An 18,174-nucleotide genomic window follows, 5' to 3' on the forward strand; every position below is an offset into this window, starting at 1 on the left:
GCATCTTCGAGATGCGCTCCCATGGAAGAAGCCTGATGGTCGACGGCGACCTGTGGCACGACTGGAACCTCGCGGTTCCGGCCTGCGGCAGCCTTGTCCCGACTGATGGCGAGATTTCCCGCCGTGCCGTTACCAAAGGCCTTGGGCCGAAGGAGCGGAACTGCGGACACATTGGTGATTGACCCGCCTGCACGGCACCGACCGGGGTTCGCCCCGCCAACGGCCTTTCGGCACCAGAGACCAGCTCGATGCGAAATAATAACCAGCAGAAGCGTATGCGTAGCCGCAACAACAACAATAATGGTGGCGGCGGCAATCGTCGGAGCCAAAACCCGCTGACCCGGGTTTACGAGTCAAACGGACCGGACGTGAAAGTGCGCGGCACCGCGCAGCATGTCGTCGAGAAATACCAGCAGCTCGCGCGGGATTCACAGGCCACCGGCGACTATGTGGCGGCGGAGAACTATCTCCAGCACGCCGAGCACTATTACCGGATCATCGCCGCCGCGCAGGCGCAGTTCGGCGTGCAGGGCCAGCCCTACCAGCGCACGGATGACGAGGATTTCGACGAGGACATGGAGGAAGGCAGCGCCGACGCGCAGCCGGCGTTCCAGCCCCGCGAACAGCAGGCGCCGCGTGACGGCGGCCAGCGGGACAATGGGCAACGCGACAATGGTCCGCGCGAGGGCGGCCAGCGCGACATTGTCCAGCGTGAGGGTGGCCCCCGCGAAGGCCAGCGCGACTTCTTCCGCGACCGCGACAACCGCCGCGACAATCGCGATCGCGGGCAGGATCGAAACCTGGACCGTAATCAGGATCGAAGCCAAGACCGCAATCAGGAGCGCGCACCGGAACGCAGCCAGGAGCGCGATCGTGGCGATCGCCCGGACCGCGACCGGGCGGACCAGCCGCGCGAGAGCCGCTGGGGACGCGACAACCGCCCCTATCGCGATCGCGACAATCGCGACAACCGTGCTCCCCGCGAAAATGGTGAAGCCGGCTACCGTGACCCTGCCCAGCAACCGCAGCCGCGCCTCGGGCCGGATGTGGAAGCCGAGATTGGCCTCCCCGCCTTCATCACCCAGAGCGGTGGCGCGACGCCCGTAACGCCGGCGCCGGCGCGCAAGGCGGAAGCCCCGGTTGAGGCCGCCGAGCCCCGCTCGGCCGCTCCTGCCGTCACCGCATCGCCCGAAGCCGCTCCGGTGGAGGTGGCGCCCGCCGCCGAAGCACCGGCGCCGAAGACCTCCAGCCGCTCTCGCGCGGCAAAGCCGCCGGTGGCAGCCGTGCCCGAGGAAGCCGTCGCCGAGGACGGCGAGGCCCGCGCCCCGCGCACCCGCCGCCGCCGCTACCGCCGCAGCGAGACCGAAGGCGAAGGCTCTGAGCCCGCCACGGCGGACGTCGCCGAATAAGCCGGCGACGAAACCAAGCTTCCAACATGAAAAAGGCCCGGCTCAGCCGGGCCTTTTTTGTAGCATCCACTCAGCATGGGCCGAGGTCGGCGCCGGGCCGGCGGCTCAGACGGTAATCCGCACCGAATCCCCGTCGGCAATGAGCCCGCCCTGTTCGATCTCGGCGAAGATTCCGCAATCGGTGTGCCCGAAGGTGCGCATCAGCGTCCCCGGCACGTCCAGATCGCGCTTGGCCGTTTCCGGGTCCACATTTGTCGCCGCACAGCGGAAGATGCGCTGGGTGACCTTGAGCCGGACCTGGTTGCCGACCTCGATCGTATGGCCGACGAGGTCGAACTCCTCCCACGGCTCCATGCCGTCGAGATAGAGATTGCCGCGAAAACGCAGCGGGTCCACCGGCTGGCCGATAATCTCGCCAAGCGCCCGGCAGCTCGCCAGATTGATCAGCGAGATGTAGCCTTCGGTCGTGTCCACGAAGCGGAAATCCTGCGGCGCGGCCAGCACGCGCGGCGCGCCGCGCAGCTCGTAGCGGGAATAGCGCTGGAAGAACGCCTCGATCGCCTCCCGGCCTTCGGGCGTGTCGAGCTTGCCGCGCACGACCTCGGCCCCCTCGTGACGGATCACCAGTTCGGCGGTGGCGTCCTCGAAACGGGCATCGAGCGCGGCCAGGCGCTCATTGCGCATCAGCATCAGGAACTTGATCTTCGGCTGGAAGGCCGGCGCTTCCGGGATGAAGCCGGAGGGGCCGTTCTCGATGGCATAGAGCCGGTCGCCGGGAAAATACTTCCCTGCCTCCAGTTCCACCACCTCCAGCCGCTCGGGCGTCAGGCCTTTCACGGGGTAACGGTAGATGGAATCGATACTGGCGAAGCTGAGCGACTTCGCTGCCTCCGTCGCAGTGATGGAAAGATCGGCATCTTCGGTCGATTCGCTCGTCATGCCTCACCATATCGGCTTGCGGCGCCCGCGTCAGCCGGAGAGGCGTCGCAGGGCCCGCCCCACAGGCACCAGCCCGGCCCGTGTTTTGCCTGTCGCATTTTGGGCTTTTCCTCGGAGGGCGAATCCGTGTCAATCATCGGCTGGTTCCCTTGCCGGTAACAGATAGGAGGGGGTCATGCCGCGGCTCTTCACCGCCCTCGAAATCCCGAGCGACGTCGCCGAGCATCTGTCGATGCTGCGCGGCGGTCTTCCCGGCGCTCGCTGGATCAGCCCGGAATTCTACCATGTGACGCTGCGCTTCATCGGCGATGTCGACCATGTGGTCGCCCGTGACGCCGCCGCCGCGCTCGACGAGATCGAACGCTTCGGCTTCGACCTCACCTTGTCGGGCGTCGACCAGTTCGGAAATCACAAACCGCACTCGATCTTTGTCGGGGTGAAGGCGAACCAGGAGCTGAACGACCTGCAGGCCGAGCACGAGCGGGCGATGAAGCGGATCGGGCTTCCCCCGGAGGGCCGCAATTTCCGCCCGCACGTCACGCTGGCGCGGCTGCGCGACGCCGCCCCCCGGCAGGTGGCGGATTATCTCGCTCTGCGCGGCTATTTCCGCAGCGAGACCTTTCAGGTCTCCCGCTTCGTCCTCTACTCCTCGCGCGATTCGGTTGGCGGCGGGCCGTACCGGCTCGAGGCGGCCTATCCGCTGATGTGACCACGAGGATGTTGCGAAAACGCACGGGGGCAACCATGTCACGCCTAAGGCCGGCCGTCCTTGTGCCTGTCCGGAGAGCGAGATGATCCACCGATCCGACCCTTCCTTCGATCTCGACGACATCGAAATCCCCGCCGCCGGCGCCGAGGAGGAAGCGCGGGTGCGCGCGCGTTTCTGGCCGAAGCTGGCGGCGACATTGTCGCGCGTCCCTTTCGCCGAGGACGCTGCCGCCGCCTATTATTGCGCACTGGACAGCCAGACGCCGACCCGGGTGCGTGCCCTGCTGTTCGGCGCGCTTGGCTATTTCCTGCTGCCCACCGATGCGGTGCCGGACATCTTCGTCGGCCTCGGCTTCACCGACGATGCCGCCGTGCTCGCCACCGCGCTCAACCTTCTCGCCAGCCATATCGGCGCCGACCATCGCGCTGCGGCGCGGGCAGCCCTGGCGCGGTTGCGCGGCGCCTGACGCCATGCGGGCGGCGATGGTATCGTGCGGGCTGGGGATCGCGGGAAATTCGCCCGCTCTGCCATCAATTCGCCGCCCGTCTTCAGCCATTTAAGCGACAAAGCCATCCTATCGGGACGCCAAGGGTTCACAGCCGCGACTCGCGCGGATATCCCTGATGCGGCTTGAGCGGAGAATCACGCGGGCCGCCTCGGCGGCCGACGATACGGAGGACGGAGACCATGGCACGACGCACCGTGCGCGCGGCGCTCGCCGGCTTGGCACTGGCGATGATCGGAACAGTCGGCGCCAGTGCTCAGGGTGCGCCCAAGCTCGTCGGCCAGTTCGGTGACTGGGGGGTCTATCTGGATACGAGCGGCAGCGGCAAGATCTGCTATGCCCTGTCGCAACCCAAGACCCGCATGCCGGCCGGCCTCAAGCGCGACCCTGCCTATTTCTTCATCTCCACCCGCACCGCCGAGAATGTGAAGGGCGAAGTCAGCGTCATCATGGGCTTCGCGCTCAAGGAGGGCACCGACGCCGTGCTCACCATCGGGACCGCCAATTTCGAGCTTTATACCCGCGGCACCGGCGCCTGGGTCCGCAATGTCGCCGAGGAAACACGCCTCGTCGACGCCATGCGCAAGGGCCGCGACGTGGTGGTGAAGAGCACGTCCCTGCGTGGAAACGTCACTACCGACACCTACTCGCTGAGCGGCATTTCCGCGGCCGTCGACCGTGCCGCGCAGGAATGCCGCTGATCGACAAGCGCCCACGCTAGACGCCGCCGAACCGGAGGCCGCAGACAGGCATATTGCCCGGGCGGCCCCGGATGCCTGACCAGATGATGGCGGCCGCTGCCTGCGACCGCTCCCGTAGCGCCAATCTTCGAGGTCACCATGCCCGCCGAACTGCGGCTCATCCCTTGCCTGGCCGACAATTACGCGGTGCTGCTGCGCGACCCCGTGACGGAGGCGACCGCCGTCATCGACGTTCCGGAGGTGGCGCCCGTGCTCGCCGCGCTGGAGCGGGAGGACTGGACGCTGACGCACATCCTCGTCACCCACCACCACACCGACCATATTGCGGGCGTGGAAGCGCTGAAGGAGCGTTTCGGCGCCACGGTCATCGGGCCGAAGGCAGAGCGTGACACCATCCCCGGCCTCGACTTCGCCGTGGTGGATGGCGACCCGGTCGCGGTGGGCGGGCTGGTGGGGCGGGTGATGGAAACGCCCGGCCATACCAAGGGCCATATCGTCTTCCTGTTCGAGGAGGAGCGCCTGCTGTTCTCGGGCGACACGCTGTTTGTCATGGGCTGCGGCCGCCCCTTCGAGTGCGACCCGCCGGTGCTGTGGGAATCGCTCGCCCGCCTGCGCACACTGCCCGACGACATCTCGGTGTATTGCGGGCACGAATACACGCTCTCCAATGCCCGCTTCGCGCTCAGCGTCGACCCGGACAACGCCGCCGTCGCCGCCCGGCTGGAAGAGGTCGAGATCCTGCGCGCACAGGGCAAGCCGACACTTCCCACCACGATTGGTGCGGAGAAGGCGACGAACCCCTTCATGCGGGCGGACGACCCCGAGCTTGCCGCCCGCATCGGCCTGCCGGGCGCCGAGCCGGGCGCGGTGTTCACCGAGTTGCGCAGCCTCAAGAACAGCTTCCGCGGCTGAGACGGCCCATGCGCCTCGACGAGCTTTCCGCGCAGGAGGTCATCGCCCGACTGGCGCTCGCTCCGCACCCGGAAGGCGGCCATTTCCGCGAGACCTTTCGCGATGCGCACCGCTACGCAGAGGGGCGCTCCGTCTCCACCGCAATCTACTATCTGCTGCGCGCCGGCGAGGTGTCGCACTGGCACCGGGTGGACGCCGCCGAGGCGTGGCACTGGTATGGCGGGGCGCCGCTGGAGCTGCGGGTGGCAGAGGCCGATGCGGGACCCGTCGCGGTTCATCTCCTCGGCCCCGCGCTCGATGCGGGCGAGGAGCCCCAGCGCATCGTGCCGCGCGACGCCTGGCAATCCGCCCGCAGCCTCGGCGCCTGGACGCTGGTCGGCTGCACCGTGGCGCCAGGCTTCGACTTCGCCGGCTTTGAGATGGCGGCACCGGGCTGGGAGCCGGGCTGAGCCTCAGCGCCGTGCCAGCAGCGTTGCCACGGCGGCGCCGCCGACGATGAGCGCGCAGGCGGCCGCCAGCGACCAGCTCAGTGCAGCGAACCCTGCCGCCACCAGCAGCAGCGTCGAGAGCACGGGCGCCGCGTAGGACATGACGCCGAGCAGGCGGATGTCGCCACGCTTCATGCCGATGTCCCAGGTGTAGAAGGCGATGCCGACCGGCCCGATGCCGAGCGCCACCACCGCCAGCCACTCCCCCGCCCCCGCCGGCCAGATGGACGGCTCGAACAGGGCGTGGCAGACCGCCGACAGCACGGCCGTGGCGAGGCAGAAGCCTGCGACGACCTCGGTCGGCACGTTCGCGAAATATCGCGAGCCGACCGAGTAAAGCGTCCAGATCACCGCGCAGAGCGCGGCGGCGAGATAGCCGGGCACGAATTCCGGCGCAAAACCAAGCCCGCCGGCGCGGGCGCCCAGCAGCACCACCGTGCCCGCCAGCCCCATCAGCGCACCGACAATATGCGCCGGGCGCAGCTTCTCGCCCGGCAGGAAGGCCGAGAAAACGACGATAAGCAATGGCCAGAGATAGGCGATCAGGCCCGCCTCGGCCGGCGGCGCGAGCTTCAGCGCCGAGAAATAGAAGAAGTGATAGCCGAACAGCCCGCCCACGCCATGCAGCCACACCGGCCAGGGCTGGCGCAGCACGCCGAGGCCGACGCCGCGCACCAATGCCGTGACCAGCCCCACCGAGCCGCCAATGGCGAAGGTCAGCGCGGTGAGCAGGAAGGGCGGCACGGCGCCGGTCGACGACGTGGCGAGTGCCAGCGTCGACCAGAGCAGGATGGCGGTGAAGCCGATGAGGGTGGCGGCGCGGCGGGAGAGCGGGCGGGCGGCGGCAGTCGAGAGCGGCATGGGGACACCTGGATGGGGCGCTTCTTATGGCCGGCCGGGTGACGCAAGCCAAGGGGGCGCACGCCGAGAGGACGCACGCCGGCAATCGTCACATGCGGGGAACCGTTCGGCCGAGAGCGCCTTACCCTTGCGTTACCTCACCCTTCAGGAGCTCCGCATGAAATCCCTGGGTTATGCCGTCGCCGCCCTCGCCTTCGCCGCCCTGCCCGCGCTCGCTCAGACCCCGACCATCAGCGCCGAGGACGCGCTGCGTATCGCCCGCGATGGCGGGCTCACCACGATCACCTCGATCGAGCTCGACGATGGAGAATGGGAAGCCGAGGGCCGCGACAGCGCCGGCAAGGAGATGGAGATCGACATCAACGCCGCAACCGGTGCCGTCGTCAGGCGCGAAATCGACTGAGCACGGCCATCTTGGTCAAGCGCACCTTACGGCCAAGCGGCGCGCCTTGCCGCTTGGCTTATCGGGCTCCGGGCCCAAGGCTCAGACCAGATACTGGCCGCCATTGGCCGCAAGCGTCGAGCCGGTGATGAAGCTGGCCTCATCGGCCGCGAGGAACACGACGCACCGGGCGATTTCCTCCGCCTCGCCGAGCCGGCCCACCGGGATTTGCGGGATGATGTTCTTCTCCAGCACGTCCTTCGGCACAGCCAGAACCATCTCGGTGGCGATATAGCCGGGGCAGATGGCGTTTACGGTGATGCCCTTGCGGGCCACTTCCTGCGCTAAGGCCTTGGAGAAGCCGATTTCGCCGGCCTTGGCGGCGGAATAGTTGGTCTGGCCCATCTGACCCTTCTGGCCGTTGATCGACGAGATGTTGACGATGCGGCCGAAATTGCTCTCGCGCATGCTGTCGATTACGTTTCGGCACATGTTGAACACCGAGGTGAGGTTGGTGTTGATGACCGCGTGCCAGTTCTCCGGCGTCATCTTGTGCAGCATGCCGTCGCGGGTGATGCCGGCATTGTTCACCAGCACCTCGACCGGGCCGAGCTGTGCCGTCACCGCCGCGATGCCGGCCTTGCAGGCGTCGAAATCGGAGACGTCCCATTTGAAGGTGGGAATGCCGGTCTGGGCGGTGAAGTCGGCGGCGGCAGCGTCATTGCCGGCATAGTTGGCGGCGACGGAGTAGCCTGCCGCCTTCAGGGCCCTGCAGATGGCCGCGCCGATACCGCGCGTACCACCCGTGACCAACGCAACACGAGCCATGTATTCCCCCTCTGGCGTCCCTTCCCCAGGGAACTCTCGACGGCTTTTACGTCGATTCTTGATGACGGCAAGGCGGAGTGCCCGCCTGCCGCAGCGTTAGGGCACAGCGGCTGCCCGCTGTGCCCGATTCGCATCAGTCGCGCTCCAGGCACATGGCGATGCCCATGCCGCCGCCGATGCACAGCGTGGCAAGCGCCTTCTTGGCGTCGCGCTTCTCCATTTCATAGAGCAGTGTGGTGAGCACGCGGGCGCCCGAGGCGCCGATCGGGTGGCCGAGCGCGATGGCGCCGCCATTGACGTTGACCTTGGCGGGGTCCCAGCCGAGGTCCTTGTTCACCGCGCAGGCCTGCGCGGCGAAGGCCTCGTTCGCCTCGACGAGGTCGAGATCGGCCACCGTCCAGCCGGCCTTTTCCAGCGCGCGACGCGAGGCGGGGATGGGGCCTGAGCCCATGATCGCCGGATCGACGCCCGCCTGCGCCCAGGAAACGATGCGCGCCAGCGGCTTCTTGCCGGCGCTGGCGGCCCGGGAGGCCGACATCAGCACGAGTGCGGCAGCGCCGTCATTGATGCCGGACGCGTTACCCGCCGTCACCGTGCCGTCCTTGGAGAAGGCCGGGCGCAGCTTGGTCATGGCATCGATGGTGGCGCCGTGGCGGGGATATTCGTCGTCGCTGACGATGACGTCGCCCTTGCGCGAGGAGATGGTGACGGGGACGATCTCGTCCTTGAAGCGGCCGGACTTCTGCGCCGCCTCGGCCTTGTTCTGCGAGCCGACGGCGAAGCTGTCCTGCTCCTCGCGGGTGATCTGCCACTGGCGGGCCACGTTCTCGGCGGTCGTGCCCATGTGATAGCCGTTGAAGGCGTCCCACAGGCCGTCCTTGATCATGGTGTCGACCATTTCGAGGTTGCCCATCTTGGTGCCGTTGCGCAGATGCGCGACATGTGGCGCCTGGCTCATCGATTCCTGCCCGCCCGCCACCACGACGTCGCTGTCGCCGTTCAGGATCGCCTGAAAGCCGAGCGCGACGGCGCGCAGGCCGGAGCCGCAGAGCTGGTTGACGCCCCAGGCCGGGCTTTCCACCGGGATACCGGCCGCCACCGAGGCCTGCCGCGCCGGGTTCTGCCCCGCGCCGGCGGTGAGGATCTGGCCCATGATGGTCTCGCTCACCTCGTCCGGCGCGACGCCGGCCCGCTCAAGCGCCGCCGCGATGGCGATCTTGCCGAGTTCATGCGCCGGCAGCGAGGAGAGCGCGCCGTTGAACGCGCCGACAGGTGTGCGCGCGGCGCCGACGATGACGATGCCGTCTTTCATGAGTGACGTCCTCCGGTACGTTGCGTTTTTTCTGGCGCAGCCTGCGAGCCAATGCCGCACCTTCACGCTCAGCTGTGACAGTATCGTGGTGGGCTCGCGTGATCCATGTCAATGGCAGGCGGCTTTTCTTGACCTCAGCTCTGCTGCCCGCCGCGCCGCCGGCGCTCCCGCCCGCAAGCGGCCACAATTCCTGTAGCCGAGCGTCGGGAAACGTCCTAGAGTTTTCAATGGGAAACGATCAAGGCGACTGGATCACAATGGCTAAATCCAACGAACCCGTCACCATCAAGAAATACGCGAACCGCCGCCTCTACAATACCGGCACCAGCACTTATGTAACGCTCGAAGACCTCGCTCAGATGGTCAAGAACGGCGAAGACTTCGTGGTCTACGATGCAAAGTCCTCGGACGACATCACCCATTCGGTCCTGACCCAGATCATCTTCGAGCAGGAAGGCAAGGGGCAGAACCTGCTGCCGATCAATTTCCTTCGCCAGATCATCCGTTTCTACGGCGACAGCATGCAGATGCTGGTGCCGCGCTATCTCGACATGACGATCGAGAATTTCAGCAAGGAACAGAACAGCCTGCGGGAGAATTTCACCAAGACGCTGGGCATTGGCGGCATTGGCGGCTTCGGCATACTGGACGAGCATGTCCGCCGGAACATGGAAATGTTCGACCGGACCTTCAAGATGTTCCTGCCCAATGGCCGCACCGAAGAGACCCCAGCGGCGCCGGCCGGCCCGCAGCCGGACGATTTCGACGAATTGCGCCGGCAGGTCGCCGACATGCAGAAGCGCCTGGACAAGCTCGGCGACGGCGGCAAGACGGACTGAGGAGCGGCGCCCACCGCTCTCTCCGTGGAAGGACGGCGGCGCGAAGAGTGGCCCGGACAGGGGCGCGCGCCCTGTCGCCCGCCCGAACTCAGCATCGGACCAAACTCAGCATCCGCGTTGAAAGCCGCCCCGCCGCGACAGAGCGCGTGCGGCGGCGGCCGGCGGCCCTCAGCGCCGCGCGACGGCGTTCGCGCTGACGATGGACGTCGCGGTGTCGACGACCGGATCGCTCTCGTGCGGTTCGCCCGCGCTCGATTCGGATTGGGCGGGAAGGCCGGCAGCAACCTGCGATGCCCGCATCTTGTCGATGCCCGAGAACTGGATGCCCGCCACCTCGACCGTGGAGGCCCCGCTCGCCTGTGCGGCGCGCGCCAGCATGCCGCGCAGTTGCGGGGCCATTTCGGCCAGCTGGGCAAATTTGGCGTGGTTGAAACCGTCGGTCGACTTCACATTGGACATGTCGATGACGACAGCGCCCAGTTCGACCAGTTCGGTGTCGTGCGTGTAGGCGCCGAGGCGCGGCTTGTCGCCGGCGATGAAGTCGGAGAAGGCCAGCGCCTTGTCGTCGCGCGAGACGATGACGATGAAGGGCTTGGGCAGCTTGCCGAAACGCTTGAGCTGGCTCTTGAAGACATCAACGTCGATGTCGGGGGCAGCCAGTACGATGTTGCCGAGCTTGTTCACGGGCAGCGGCCGGTCGGAGATCTTGATCTGGCGCAGCGCCTCGACCGTCACCCAGTTACCCATCGAATGGGCGACAATGGTCACCTGATCGGCCCCGCTGTCGAAGACGAGGCGCATCGTCTCTTCCAGCCGGTCGCGGGCGGCGGTGGCGCTGTTGTTGTCGTAGACATAATCGGTGACCTCGCCGCGCGAGGCCCAGGTGAACAGCACCGGCACGCCGGGCGCCTTGGAATCCTCCGCCATCTGGGTGAGGCGGTAGAGCGCTTCGGAGAACAGCGTGTTGTAGCCATGGACGAAGATGACCACCTGCCGCTTGCCGACGGGATATTTCGACAGCTCGCTGTTGAGGTCGGCGCTGAACTGTTTCGGCGTGTCGCGATACACCGCCTCGCGCACCACCATGTCGGTGGCGGGATTGGGCGGCGATTTGGTCGGGGCCTCCACCATGCCGGGCTTGTGGGTGGGAGGAACCGCGATCTCGACCTTGGCGAAGCTGAGTTCCGGCGTCCGCTCGCCGCTGTAGAACACACCCGGACGTGAGTCGCGGGCACGGGCGGAGGCGACGAGAATGGTGTGCTCGCTGATGCTGACCGGGTCGACCTCGATGATCGAAAGCGCGTCATCGCCGGGCCGGGACGCGCAGCCAGCAAGAACCGGCACTGCCACGGCAGCCATCAGCAGCCAGGCGAACCGGCGGCGCATTCCACGGCTGGCATCACGCAACACGGCACGCTCCAAGGTTCACCGGCCGGAAGCTACCATCGTTCCGGTGCAACAGTAAGGCAGGCGGCAGGGCTCGCGCGCTTCATCGATTGCCATGGCTTCCGGATCGTTACCGGTTCCGGGACGGCAACGCATCGCGCCGCATCGCCAAACGCAGAAAAGCCGGCCCTCGGGGCCGGCTTAAGCGCAACGGGCAGGACAGCCCGGCTGACGGCGATCAGGCCTCGGCCTTGACCTTCAGCACCTGACGGCCCTTGTACATGCCGGTCTTCAGGTCGAGGTGGTGGGGACGGCGAAGCTCGCCGGAATCCTTGTCCTCGATATAGGTCGGCTTGGCGAGGGCGTCGGCGGAACGACGCATGCCGCGACGCGACGGGCTGGTTTTCTTCTTCGGAACTGCCATGGTCTTCTCCTGTCCCGGCTTGGCTCACGCCCAGTCGGAAGGGCCGGCGCCGGATGGTGCGTAATTCGAGTGGCGGCTTATACAGACTCATGCGCGCGAGTGAAAGAGGCTGACGCAATTCTGTCGCAGGCTTCCCGCGCCGCCTACCACCCGCTCAGAGGCAGGAGGTGAGCTCGGCGCCCTCGCTCGGAATGCGGGCCTGCAGGTTGGCGGCCAGCCGGCTCAGCCCGCGCCCCGGCTTGCCGGCGTCGCGCTTGTGTGGATTGGGCAGCATCACGGCCAGCAGCGCGGCCTGGCGCGCCGACAAATCCCCTGCCCCGCGCCCGAAGGCGCGCTGCGCCCCGGCCTCGACGCCGAACTGGCCGTCGGGGCCCCATTCGGCGAGGTTGAGATAGATTTCGAGCTGGCGGTGCTTGGACATCACCACGTTCAGATAAAGCGCCAGCGGCAGCTCCAGCCCCTTGCGGATGACGCTGCGGCCGTTCCACAGGAACAGGTTCTTCACCAGCTGCATGGTGATGGTGGAGGCGCCGCGCGGCGCATTGAGCCCGTCCGATTCGTCGATCACCCCTTGCAACTCGACCATGTCGATCCCCGAATGGGTGCAGAACCGCGCATCCTCGGAGGCCAGCACGGAGCGGACCAGATTCGGCGAGATGGCGTCGAGCGGCTTCCAGATGCGTTCGACCGGCTGGCCCGTCACCCAGCGCGCCAGCATCAATGTCGAGGGCGCAGGTGCCACATTATATAAAAGGCCGAGCACCAGCGGCGTCGCGACAACCACCAGCGCGATCTTCCAGGCCCAGCTCCACACGACACCCATGCTCTCTCCCCGGCAAGGCACTCTAGAACACACGTCGCGCGGAGGGCACCGCTATCTCAGCGATAATCTCGCGCGACGCACCGGCACCGCTCTGCTTGACCCCACCGCCCGGCTCGGGCACGGAACGGCGCGTTCCGGCTGACAACCCTGTGCGGATCTCCATCATGCCTTCTACCCAAAGCCGCCCGCCCCTTTCCGTTGTGCTGGCGCACACGGCCGAGGCCGTCGCCCATCATATTGACGGCGTCATCGAGACGAGCGGCGCACCGGGCGAGCGGCTGGCGGCGGCGATGCGCCATGCCACGCTTGCCGGCGGCAAGAGGCTGCGCCCGTTCCTGGTGATCGAGAGCGCGGCGCTGTTCGGCGTGCCGGCGGCTGCCGCAATGCCCGCCGCCGCGGCGCTTGAATGCATCCACTGCTATTCCCTCGTCCATGACGACCTGCCGGCCATGGACGACGACGACATGCGGCGCGGCAAGCCGACCGTGCACCGCGCCTATGACGAGGCCACTGCGATTCTCGCCGGCGACGGGCTGCTGACGCTCGCTTTCGAGATTCTCGCGGGCGAGGATGCCGGTCCGGATGCGCAGGTGCGCATCGCCCTGGTCGCCAGCCTCGCGCGGGCGGCGGGCGTGGCGGGCATGATCGGCGGCCAGATGCTCGACCTCGCCGCCGAGGGGCGATTCGCCGATGGGGCGCCGCTCGATCTGCCGGCGGAGGCGATCATCGAGCTGCAGGCCATGAAGACCGGCGCGCTGCTGCGCCAGGCCTGCGAGGCCGGTGCCCTGCTGGGGCGGGCGGGAGCCGGCGAACGCGCGAGCCTTGACCGTTACGCCCGGGCCGTCGGGCGCGCCTTCCAGATCGCCGACGATCTGCTCGATGTCGAGGGCGAGGCGGGCATGGTGGGCAAGGCGGTGGGCAAGGATGCCGCCGCCGGAAAGGCCACCCTTGTCGGCCGGCTGGGCGTCGAGGGTGCGCGCGCGGAGCTGGCGCGGCTGGTCGGCGAGGCCGAAGCCGCGCTCGCCGGCTTCGGCAGCGCGGCAACACTTCTCGTGGAAGCGGCATATTTCGTTGCCGATCGGCGGAATTAGGACTTCCCTCATCTCGACGGAACGATAAGTTCCGGGCAATGTTGTACCGAACGAGACCGTCCGCGCCGCGCGACGCGACCGTTGCTTGGAGGTTGAGATGCGTGTCGCCCTGTTCGCCCTTGCCGCTCTGGTAGCCGGCACCGCTGTCGTCGCCACGGCGCCCGCCGACGCGCAGGAGTCCAGCCGCATCATTATCCGCAAGTTGCCGCCGCGGTCCTATCTCGATCCCGGCCCGGTGGTGAAGCCCGGCACCTCGCGCGACCTCAACTATGTCTATGTCGTCCAGCCGCTCTACCCGCAATATGGCGACGATGGCGGCATTACCGGCACGCGCTGGCCGCTGCCGAGCCGTTTCGATCTGCCCGGCTACTGATTCGCCCCTTCAGATCGCCTGTGACGACCTCAAAGCCCGGCCAGCGCCGGGCTTTTTCATGAGCGGATGCGGGCGAGAGCCAACAAAAAGCCCGGCCGAAGCCGGGCTTTTCGCGTCTTGAAGGGAGCGACGACGGCTCAGGCCGCCTTGTCGAGCTCGGCGAGGATGGCGTCGCCCATGCCGGACGTACCGACGCGGGTCTTGCCCTCGGAATAAATGTCCGCCGTGCGGAAGCCGCCGGCGAGCACCCCGGCAATCGCGGCCTCGATGCGGTCGGCCGCCTCCAGCTCGCCAAAGGAATAGCGCAGCGCCATGGCGAGCGAGCCGATCATGGCGATGGGATTGGCGAGCCCCTTGCCGGCAATGTCCGGGGCGGCGCCGTGGACGGGCTCGTAAAGCGCGCGGCGGCGCCCGGAGACTTCCTCGATTCCGCCGAGCGAGGCGGAGGGCAGCATGCCGAGCGAGCCAGTCAACATCGCCGCGACGTCGGAGAGGATGTCGCCGAACAGATTGTCGGTGACGATGACGTCGAACTGCTTGGGCGCGCGCACCAGCTGCATGCCGCAGGAATCGGCGAGCTGATGCTCCAGCTCGACATCCTCATAGCTCGACCCGTGCACCTCGCTCACCACCTGCTTCCAGAGCAGGCCGGTCTTCATCACATTGTGCTTCTCGGTGGAGACCACCTTGTTGCGGCGGGTGCGGGCGAGATCGAAGGCGACGCGGGCGATGCGCTCGATTTCATAGGATTCATAGACCTGCGTATCGATGGCCCGCTTCTGGCCGTCGCTGAGGTCGGTGATCGTCTTGGGTTCGCCGAAATAGACGCCGCCGGTCAGCTCGCGCACGATCAGCACGTCGAGCCCCTCGACCAGCTCGCGCTTCAGGCTGGAAGCGTCGGCGAGCGCCGGGTAGCACACCGCCGGGCGCAGATTGGCGAAGAGCTGCAGGTCCTTGCGCAGGCGCAGCAGGCCGGCCTCGGGACGCACCTCGTAGTGCACATTGGCCCATTTGGTGCCGCCCACGGCGCCCAAAAGGATGGCGTCGGCCGCGAACGCCTTGGCCATCGCCTCCTCCGAAATCGGCTGGCCGCAGGAATCATAGGCCGCGCCGCCCACGAGATCCTCCTCGATGGCGAAGGAGGCAATGCCGCGCCTGTCGAGCCAGTCGATGACCCGCTTCACTTCGGCCATGACTTCAATGCCGATGCCGTCGCCGGGAAGAAGGAGAAGCTTGTGGGTGGCCATGATGTCCCTCGCAGGCGCTGTGGGGGAAGCGTCTTAGCCGGGCGGGCCGCCCGGTGAGGGAGTGCTAAAGCCAGACGCGTGCGCTGGCAAGCGGTGCCGGGCACCCGGCCGGGCAAAAGGAAACCGCCGGCAGGGCGGCCGGCGGCGACAGGTGGGGAGGAACGAGAGCGCTGCCCCGTTCCGGGCGCGGGAGGAGCCGGGATCGCTCCCGCATGGCCGCGCCATCCCGAACGGCCTTGCGGCCGCAGCGGGATAGCGGGGTTGGTCAGATGGTCTTGCGCGTCATCTCCCCGGCGATGAACTCGGCCTGGCGCAGCGCCAGCGCCACGATGGTCAGGGTCGGGTTCTCGGCGCCGCCGGTGGTGAACTGGCTGCCATCGGCGATGAACAGGTTCGGGACATCGTGGGTCTGCCCGTGCTTGTTCACCACGCCGTCGCGCGGCTTTTCGCTCATCCGGTTGGTGCCGAGATTATGCGTCGAGGGATAGGGCGGCGTCGGCAGGGTGCGCGTCGCGCCGACCGAATCATACATCGCCGCGCCCTGCGTATAGGCGTGGTTGCGCATGGCGACGTCGTTGGGATGGTCGTCGAAATGCACATTGGCGACCGGCAGGCCGTACTGGTCCTTCACGTCGGTGTTGAGCGTGACGCGGTTGGTCTCCTGCGGCATGTCCTCGCCGACGATCCACAGTCCGGCCATGTTCACATAGCCGTCCATGGCGGAGGCGAAGGGACGGCCCCAGCCGCCCGGATCCAGGAAGGCGGCCATGAACGGCACGCCAATGGACAGCGTCTCCATCTCGTAGCCGCCGACGAAGCCGCGCTTGGTGTCGTTCACCGCCTCGTCGCGCACGATGCCGGCCATGGTGGTACCTCGATACATGTGCACCGGCTTCTCGAAGATGGCGTAGACCGAGCCGGTCATGTGCCGCATGTAGTTGCGCCCCACCTGCCCCGAGGAGTTGGCAAGCCCGTCCGGGAACATGTTGCTGGCGGAATTGAGCAGCAGGCGCGGGCTCTCGATGGAATTGCCGGCCACCGCGACGATGCGGGCCTTCTGGCGCTGGGTCTTGCCGTCCTTGTCGACATAGACGACGGCCGACGCCTTGCCGGAGGCATCGTGCTCGATCTTCTGCACCATGCTCTGCGGCCGCACTTCCAGATTGCCGGTGGCCTCGCCGCGCGGGATCTCGGCGATCAGCGTCGACCATTTGGCGCCCGACTTGCAGCCCTGGAAGCAGAAGCCGATCTGCTGGCAAGAACCACGGTCGGCACGCGGCTCGCTGTTGATCGCCATCCGGCCGGTGGAGACTTCCTTGTAGCCGATCTTCTTGGCGCCGGCCTCGAACACCTTGAAGTTGTTGTTGCCGGGCAGGCCGGGAATGCCGTTGGTGCGCGTCACGCCCATCCGGTCCTCGGCCTTGGCGTACCAGGGCTCAAGCTCCTGCAGGGTGATCGGCCAGTCGAGCAGGTTGGCCCCTTCGAGGCCGCCATAGGTCGTGTGCGTCTTGAACTCGTGCTCCTGCAGGCGCAGCGAGGCGCCGGCCCAGTGGACGGAGGAGCCGCCGACCGCCTTGACGATCCAGGCGGGAAGGTTGGGGAAATTCTTGTGCACCCGCCATGAGCCGGAGGTGGTGCGCATGTCGGTCCAGGCGAGCTGGGAGAAGCTCTCCCACTCATTGTTGACGAAATCTTCCATGTTGTGGCGCTGGCCGGCTTCAAGGATCACCACCTTGATGCCCTTCAGCGCCAGCTCGGTGCCCAGCGTGCCGCCGCCGGCGCCGGAGCCGACGATGACAACAACGGAATCGTCATTCAGATCGAAGGGTGCGGACATGGTTCAAGCTCCCTTCACAGCCAGGCGATGTCGTTGAAGCCGCGGTCGATGTAACCGCCTTTGTCGGCCGAGGAGCCCTCATAGCCAAAGATCGGCCAGATCTCCTCCTGGTTGTAGAGGCCGACGACCAGCCCGCCGCGCACCTTCTGGAAGAAGGCGCTGTCCTCGATTTCGCGCAACACGGCGACCCGCTGGTCCTCCCAGCCGACATCGGCATAGGGCACGCCGTATTTGGCCTTGGCGAGCGTATCGAGGGTGATGACGCCATTCTCGACCAGCGTCTTGACGGCGGGGTCCTTGGCCGAATCGGCCTCATAGGGCTTCATCGCGATGGCGTAGAAGCGGTCGGGAACGCGGTCATGCGGGTAGACGTCGCGCGCCATCACGATGAGCGTGCGCATGGTCTCGGGCTTGAGCGCCGTGACCTCCAGCCCCCAGGCCTCGCGCGGATTAAGCACCGCCGCGCCGCTCACCATCAGCGCGCCGGCCGCTCCGATGCCGGCGAGAAGGGCGCGGCGTGACGGACCTCGCCTGTCGATCAGTGTTGCCATTGTTACCTCCCAGGTATTTTTATGTATTATTTAAGTCTTCCGCGCCGGTTGGCGTGCCGGCGCGGTCTTTCAGCGGTATCGTCCGTGCTTCTGCAGCACCTCGATCTTGTAACCATCCGGGTCCGCGACGAAGAAAAACCGGGCGAGCAGCGCTCCCTCGTGCATGAAATCCTTGATCGGGTTCGGATTGAGCCCTTCATCACTGAAGCGGGCATGCTCGGCGGCGAGATCGTCCACCACGAAGGCGATGTGCCCATAGCCGTCGCCCAGCACATAGGGCTCGGTGCGGTCGTGATTGATGGTCAGCTCGACTTCGAAATCGGCTTCCGCGTTGCGCAGATAGACCAGCGTGAAGCCGTCAAAGGGCAGGCGTTGGGCAATCTCAAGCCCGAACGCGCGTGCGTAGAAATCCACCGAGCGCGCCTCTTCGAGCACGCGGATCATCGAATGTATGGCCTTCGCCACCTGTTCCTCCGGCCTTGAACCTCACCGCGGCGAACGCGTCGCCGTGATCAGGATGCTAGGCCGCGCCACCGGCGGCAGGTGGTAGACAGCTA

22 protein-coding genes are annotated in these 18,174 nt (G+C 67.0%); 11 read left to right on the plus strand and 11 right to left on the minus strand.

The window, feature by feature from the left end; genetic code table 11:
* The first annotated feature begins 35 nt into the window (after positions 1–35).
* Both ACQY76_RS00720 and ACQY76_RS00725 read left to right on the plus strand, forming a co-directional pair.
* Positions 36–182: a hypothetical protein gene (locus tag ACQY76_RS00720; protein ID WP_428031014.1), complete on the plus strand. Its 147-nt coding sequence runs from the start codon at positions 36–38 to the stop codon at positions 180–182.
* Positions 183–275: 93 nt separating this feature from the next.
* The gene (locus tag ACQY76_RS00725) at positions 276–1,409 is read left to right on the plus strand and encodes a DUF4167 domain-containing protein (protein WP_428031015.1); all 1,134 of its coding nucleotides are present in this window, start codon (positions 276–278) and stop codon (positions 1,407–1,409) included.
* A gap of 105 nt (positions 1,410–1,514) precedes the next feature.
* Here the strand turns inward: ACQY76_RS00725 and ACQY76_RS00730 are convergent, their stop codons facing one another.
* Positions 1,515–2,348, minus strand: coding sequence for an MOSC domain-containing protein (locus ACQY76_RS00730; RefSeq protein ID WP_428031016.1), 834 nt, complete (start codon positions 2,346–2,348; stop codon positions 1,515–1,517).
* Positions 2,349–2,523: 175 nt separating this feature from the next.
* Between ACQY76_RS00730 and thpR the strand changes: the two genes are divergently transcribed.
* The 5 genes from thpR (at position 2,524) to ACQY76_RS00755 (ending at position 5,624) form a co-directional block, all read left to right on the plus strand.
* Complete coding sequence (gene thpR / locus ACQY76_RS00735) at positions 2,524–3,057, plus strand: RNA 2',3'-cyclic phosphodiesterase (protein ID WP_428031017.1); 534 nt, start codon at positions 2,524–2,526, stop codon at positions 3,055–3,057.
* 82 nt (positions 3,058–3,139) lie between these two features.
* Entirely contained in the window at positions 3,140–3,523 is a 384-nt protein-coding gene (locus ACQY76_RS00740) for a YkvA family protein (RefSeq protein ID WP_428031018.1), read from the plus strand.
* 221 nt (positions 3,524–3,744) lie between these two features.
* Complete coding sequence (locus tag ACQY76_RS00745) at positions 3,745–4,263, plus strand: invasion associated locus B family protein (protein ID WP_428031019.1); 519 nt, start codon at positions 3,745–3,747, stop codon at positions 4,261–4,263.
* Between the two features lie 138 nt (positions 4,264–4,401).
* Positions 4,402–5,175: a hydroxyacylglutathione hydrolase gene (gene gloB, locus ACQY76_RS00750; protein ID WP_428031020.1), complete on the plus strand. Its 774-nt coding sequence runs from the start codon at positions 4,402–4,404 to the stop codon at positions 5,173–5,175.
* Between the two features lie 8 nt (positions 5,176–5,183).
* Positions 5,184–5,624, plus strand: coding sequence for a cupin domain-containing protein (locus tag ACQY76_RS00755; protein WP_428031021.1), 441 nt, complete (start codon positions 5,184–5,186; stop codon positions 5,622–5,624).
* Between the two features lie 3 nt (positions 5,625–5,627).
* Here the strand turns inward: ACQY76_RS00755 and yddG are convergent, their stop codons facing one another.
* Positions 5,628–6,524 (minus strand): aromatic amino acid exporter YddG, encoded by an 897-nt coding sequence (gene yddG / locus ACQY76_RS00760; RefSeq protein WP_428031022.1) that lies wholly within the window; start codon positions 6,522–6,524, stop codon positions 5,628–5,630.
* Positions 6,525–6,681: 157 nt separating this feature from the next.
* Between yddG and ACQY76_RS00765 the strand changes: the two genes are divergently transcribed.
* Complete coding sequence (locus tag ACQY76_RS00765; protein WP_428031023.1) at positions 6,682–6,927, plus strand: PepSY domain-containing protein; 246 nt, start codon at positions 6,682–6,684, stop codon at positions 6,925–6,927.
* A gap of 81 nt (positions 6,928–7,008) precedes the next feature.
* On the opposite strand, the gene phbB is transcribed toward ACQY76_RS00765, so the two are convergent.
* Entirely contained in the window at positions 7,009–7,734 is a 726-nt protein-coding gene (gene phbB, locus ACQY76_RS00770) for an acetoacetyl-CoA reductase (protein ID WP_428031024.1), read from the minus strand.
* Between the two features lie 133 nt (positions 7,735–7,867).
* Positions 7,868–9,046, minus strand: a complete 1,179-nt coding sequence (locus ACQY76_RS00775) for an acetyl-CoA C-acetyltransferase (protein WP_428031025.1) — start codon at positions 9,044–9,046, stop codon at positions 7,868–7,870.
* Positions 9,047–9,303: 257 nt separating this feature from the next.
* Here ACQY76_RS00775 and phaR point away from each other — a divergent pair, with 257 nt between their 5' ends.
* The gene (gene phaR, locus ACQY76_RS00780) at positions 9,304–9,885 is read left to right on the plus strand and encodes a polyhydroxyalkanoate synthesis repressor PhaR (RefSeq protein WP_428032903.1); all 582 of its coding nucleotides are present in this window, start codon (positions 9,304–9,306) and stop codon (positions 9,883–9,885) included.
* A 168-nt stretch (positions 9,886–10,053) separates the two neighbouring features.
* Here the strand turns inward: phaR and ACQY76_RS00785 are convergent, their stop codons facing one another.
* The 3 genes from ACQY76_RS00785 to ACQY76_RS00795 all read right to left on the minus strand — a co-directional run bounded on the left by ACQY76_RS00785 (position 10,054) and on the right by ACQY76_RS00795 (position 12,518).
* On the minus strand, positions 10,054–11,295 hold the full coding sequence (locus ACQY76_RS00785; protein ID WP_428031026.1) for an alpha/beta hydrolase: 1,242 nt from the start codon (positions 11,293–11,295) through the stop codon (positions 10,054–10,056).
* 214 nt (positions 11,296–11,509) lie between these two features.
* Positions 11,510–11,695: a 50S ribosomal protein L32 gene (gene rpmF, locus ACQY76_RS00790; RefSeq protein ID WP_018387408.1), complete on the minus strand. Its 186-nt coding sequence runs from the start codon at positions 11,693–11,695 to the stop codon at positions 11,510–11,512.
* Between the two features lie 154 nt (positions 11,696–11,849).
* Positions 11,850–12,518, minus strand: a complete 669-nt coding sequence (locus ACQY76_RS00795) for a transglycosylase domain-containing protein (protein ID WP_428031027.1) — start codon at positions 12,516–12,518, stop codon at positions 11,850–11,852.
* Positions 12,519–12,682: 164 nt separating this feature from the next.
* On the opposite strand from ACQY76_RS00795, the gene ACQY76_RS00800 reads away from it, so the two are divergent.
* Both ACQY76_RS00800 and ACQY76_RS00805 read left to right on the plus strand, forming a co-directional pair.
* On the plus strand, positions 12,683–13,609 hold the full coding sequence (locus tag ACQY76_RS00800; protein ID WP_428031028.1) for a polyprenyl synthetase family protein: 927 nt from the start codon (positions 12,683–12,685) through the stop codon (positions 13,607–13,609).
* A 97-nt stretch (positions 13,610–13,706) separates the two neighbouring features.
* A complete protein-coding gene (locus ACQY76_RS00805; RefSeq protein WP_428031029.1) occupies positions 13,707–13,982 on the plus strand; it encodes a hypothetical protein in 276 nt (91 codons plus the stop codon).
* Between the two features lie 137 nt (positions 13,983–14,119).
* On the opposite strand, the gene leuB is transcribed toward ACQY76_RS00805, so the two are convergent.
* From leuB to ACQY76_RS00825, 4 genes are all read right to left on the minus strand, one after another.
* Positions 14,120–15,229 carry a 3-isopropylmalate dehydrogenase gene (gene leuB / locus ACQY76_RS00810; protein WP_428031030.1) on the minus strand — a complete coding sequence of 370 codons (1,110 nt, stop codon included), beginning with the start codon at positions 15,227–15,229 and terminating at the stop codon, positions 14,120–14,122.
* Between the two features lie 265 nt (positions 15,230–15,494).
* Positions 15,495–17,066, minus strand: a complete 1,572-nt coding sequence (locus tag ACQY76_RS00815; protein ID WP_428031031.1) for a GMC family oxidoreductase — start codon at positions 17,064–17,066, stop codon at positions 15,495–15,497.
* A 14-nt stretch (positions 17,067–17,080) separates the two neighbouring features.
* Complete coding sequence (locus ACQY76_RS00820; protein WP_428031032.1) at positions 17,081–17,617, minus strand: Twin-arginine translocation pathway signal; 537 nt, start codon at positions 17,615–17,617, stop codon at positions 17,081–17,083.
* Positions 17,618–17,686: 69 nt separating this feature from the next.
* Entirely contained in the window at positions 17,687–18,082 is a 396-nt protein-coding gene (locus tag ACQY76_RS00825) for a VOC family protein (RefSeq protein WP_428031033.1), read from the minus strand.
* Positions 18,083–18,174 lie beyond the last annotated feature (92 nt).

Origin of the sequence: Ancylobacter sp. (genome assembly GCF_965279025.1) — a bacterium.
Lineage (GTDB): Bacteria > Pseudomonadota > Alphaproteobacteria > Rhizobiales > Xanthobacteraceae > Ancylobacter.

What these genes read in the sequence shown, in the direction of transcription:
- ACQY76_RS00775 (WP_428031025.1), bottom strand. Translation starts at nt 9,046, where the DNA reads ATGAAAGACGGCATCGTCATCGTCGGCGCCGCGCGCACACCTGTCGGC.
- phaR (WP_428032903.1), top strand. Translation starts at nt 9,304, where the DNA reads ATGGCTAAATCCAACGAACCCGTCACCATCAAGAAATACGCGAACCGC.
- ACQY76_RS00725 (WP_428031015.1), top strand. Translation starts at nt 276, where the DNA reads ATGCGTAGCCGCAACAACAACAATAATGGTGGCGGCGGCAATCGTCGG.
- ACQY76_RS00805 (WP_428031029.1), top strand. Translation starts at nt 13,707, where the DNA reads ATGCGTGTCGCCCTGTTCGCCCTTGCCGCTCTGGTAGCCGGCACCGCT.
- leuB (WP_428031030.1), bottom strand. Translation starts at nt 15,229, where the DNA reads ATGGCCACCCACAAGCTTCTCCTTCTTCCCGGCGACGGCATCGGCATT.
- ACQY76_RS00815 (WP_428031031.1), bottom strand. Translation starts at nt 17,066, where the DNA reads ATGTCCGCACCCTTCGATCTGAATGACGATTCCGTTGTTGTCATCGTC.
- ACQY76_RS00740 (WP_428031018.1), top strand. Translation starts at nt 3,140, where the DNA reads ATGATCCACCGATCCGACCCTTCCTTCGATCTCGACGACATCGAAATC.
- ACQY76_RS00745 (WP_428031019.1), top strand. Translation starts at nt 3,745, where the DNA reads ATGGCACGACGCACCGTGCGCGCGGCGCTCGCCGGCTTGGCACTGGCG.
- gloB (WP_428031020.1), top strand. Translation starts at nt 4,402, where the DNA reads ATGCCCGCCGAACTGCGGCTCATCCCTTGCCTGGCCGACAATTACGCG.
- thpR (WP_428031017.1), top strand. Translation starts at nt 2,524, where the DNA reads ATGCCGCGGCTCTTCACCGCCCTCGAAATCCCGAGCGACGTCGCCGAG.
- rpmF (WP_018387408.1), bottom strand. Translation starts at nt 11,695, where the DNA reads ATGGCAGTTCCGAAGAAGAAAACCAGCCCGTCGCGTCGCGGCATGCGT.
- ACQY76_RS00820 (WP_428031032.1), bottom strand. Translation starts at nt 17,617, where the DNA reads ATGGCAACACTGATCGACAGGCGAGGTCCGTCACGCCGCGCCCTTCTC.
- phbB (WP_428031024.1), bottom strand. Translation starts at nt 7,734, where the DNA reads ATGGCTCGTGTTGCGTTGGTCACGGGTGGTACGCGCGGTATCGGCGCG.
- ACQY76_RS00795 (WP_428031027.1), bottom strand. Translation starts at nt 12,518, where the DNA reads ATGGGTGTCGTGTGGAGCTGGGCCTGGAAGATCGCGCTGGTGGTTGTC.
- ACQY76_RS00730 (WP_428031016.1), bottom strand. Translation starts at nt 2,348, where the DNA reads ATGACGAGCGAATCGACCGAAGATGCCGATCTTTCCATCACTGCGACG.
- yddG (WP_428031022.1), bottom strand. Translation starts at nt 6,524, where the DNA reads ATGCCGCTCTCGACTGCCGCCGCCCGCCCGCTCTCCCGCCGCGCCGCC.
- ACQY76_RS00720 (WP_428031014.1), top strand. Translation starts at nt 36, where the DNA reads ATGGTCGACGGCGACCTGTGGCACGACTGGAACCTCGCGGTTCCGGCC.
- ACQY76_RS00755 (WP_428031021.1), top strand. Translation starts at nt 5,184, where the DNA reads ATGCGCCTCGACGAGCTTTCCGCGCAGGAGGTCATCGCCCGACTGGCG.
- ACQY76_RS00800 (WP_428031028.1), top strand. Translation starts at nt 12,683, where the DNA reads ATGCCTTCTACCCAAAGCCGCCCGCCCCTTTCCGTTGTGCTGGCGCAC.
- ACQY76_RS00765 (WP_428031023.1), top strand. Translation starts at nt 6,682, where the DNA reads ATGAAATCCCTGGGTTATGCCGTCGCCGCCCTCGCCTTCGCCGCCCTG.